The sequence below is a fragment of the Candidatus Darwinibacter acetoxidans genome (assembly GCF_041936445.1).
In the GTDB taxonomy this organism is placed as follows: Bacteria; Bacillota; Limnochordia; order Darwinibacteriales; family Darwinibacteriaceae; genus DTU010.
The window spans coordinates 1-1,749 of the sequence record NZ_JBHGXH010000057.1; the positions used below are offsets into that span (position 1 = coordinate 1).

3 protein-coding genes are annotated in these 1,749 nt (G+C 57.4%); all 3 read right to left on the minus strand.

Going from position 1 to position 1,749, the window contains the following annotated elements:
- Nucleotides 1-210: 210 nt before the first annotated feature.
- Nucleotides 211-744 (minus strand): RadC family protein, encoded by a 534-nt coding sequence (gene radC, locus ACE4YL_RS02235; protein ID WP_461369099.1) that lies wholly within the window; start codon nt 742-744, stop codon nt 211-213.
- A gap of 97 nt (nt 745-841) precedes the next feature.
- Entirely contained in the window at nt 842-1,192 is a 351-nt protein-coding gene (locus ACE4YL_RS02240; protein ID WP_461369100.1) for a hypothetical protein, read from the minus strand.
- Between the two features lie 80 nt (nt 1,193-1,272).
- Nucleotides 1,273-1,749: hypothetical protein (locus ACE4YL_RS02245; protein ID WP_461369101.1), on the minus strand; the 477-nt coding region annotated here is incomplete at its 5' end.

Sequence of the window (1,749 nt, forward strand, 5' to 3'; positions counted from 1 at the left end):
ATAGCCCTGCGTCAAATAATAGCTCCTTGAGGCTGCTGCGTATAAAGCGCTTTTGAGTAAGCGCGATAGCGATGCAGCGATGGAGGATATGGTCGTCCACGGGGTAACGCATTTTAGATCCTCCCTTCAATTGTTGTCTGGTGGCGGCGTTGTTTAACCGGGTGGCCGCCATTCCGGTCTTGCCGGGCAAACTCCGGCGGGCCGTGTAATTTAAAGCAAGCCTTTCTCTTTAAAGCTGAAGTAACAACCATCACCGATAATAATGTGATCCCGTACGGCAATCCCCAGAATATTGCCGGCCTCCACCAGGCGCCTCGTTACCTCCAGATCTTCCTGGCTGGGAGAGGGATCGCCGCTGGGGTGGTTGTGCACCAGGATTACCGAAGCGGCGCACTCTCGGACCGGGAGGCAGAATACCTCGCGGGGGTGTACTATAGAGGCGTTCAGGCTCCCCACCGAAACGATCTCATATCCCTGGACACGGTTTTTCGTGTCCAGGAGCAGGACTATAAAGTGCTCCCTCCGCTTGAAGCGCAGGAAGTCCATCACCATCCCCGCTGCGGCGATGGGGGATGTGACGGCCCGGGGGCGGCCCTCGCTGCCGGAGGGCGCTGGGGCGATCGTCAAAGCGTCCCTCATGATGGGGGTAACGGTAAGTTCCAGACGTGGGACGCGGTAGGGCGCGATACCCTTCTCCATGTGGCTGATGCCGGGGATATCCTCCACGCCGATGATCTGCTTCATGTGCCTTCCTCCTCCTTCCCCCTGGTCCGGCAGGGGGCACCGTAGTAGCGGGTAGTCCGCTCCATGCGGCCCCCCTCCGGGGGGCCGGAGCAACGGACTAATATTCCCAGTGTTCGGGAATCTGCTCAGACTGCCAAGCGAACCAAGGCGCTTGGAACAGCTCCGAAGCGGACATCTTCCGCACAACTTCCGGCGGCGGCCAGTCGAGATCCGTTTCATCATCGGGAGCCCAGAAGGGCGAAAGTTCGATTTCAAGTTCGGCGTTTTCTATTTCGATCGCTTCCGGCAGGTGGTTGGGTTGCGTGTAGAGAGAGCCCACCGCCTTTATAAATACAGGATTTTCCGGGTCCACTATAATATAGCGGGCCACGAAGTCACCGTATTCTGCCAGGTCGGCATAGTTACGTTTTTTCACGATCTCGTCACTGCTAAACACTTTACGATCCATAAGATTACCTCCTGGCGGTAGGTCGCCACCCGTGATATTTTTCCTTTCTGCCGGGATTATCGGCTCCCGGCCAGGCCGGATTAGGCTACCTCTTCCGGCGCGATGTCCGCGTCGGAGATATGGCGGCCATCCTCCAGATCGATAAAGCAAATCTCGTCAATCGTGTGCTGGTGCAGGTGCTCCAGCACTAGGCGGGCGGCCTCTATGGATGGGCCGCGCAAACCGGTGCGGAAATTCACCGTCACCCGGTTCTGCTCGACTACAATCTCCCTACCCCCGTCCGTGACGATACGGACAGACGACATTTCGGTTGCATCCTTCATCCGCCCGACGGCGTAAAAACCGCCAGGGGTGCCGACCACACAAGGGGGCATCTCTGGCTCCGGGCCGCCATCCCGGAAAAACAATACCTGCTCATATGGCGGCAGCGCAAATACGCTATCCGCAGCCGCATATAGAGCCTTCATTTTGTGTTCCTCGCTCACGGGGTTATGCCCGTAAGTAGTAACCATTCTGATAACTTTCATCTCTTCTCCTCCTTCCTTTCTGCCGGGATT

Bases quoted from the DNA above. Each gene is read 5' to 3' on its own strand.
- radC (WP_461369099.1), bottom strand. From the start codon at position 744: ATGAAGCAGATCATCGGCGTGGAGGATATCCCCGGCATCAGCCACATG.
- ACE4YL_RS02240 (WP_461369100.1), bottom strand. From the start codon at position 1,192: ATGGATCGTAAAGTGTTTAGCAGTGACGAGATCGTGAAAAAACGTAAC.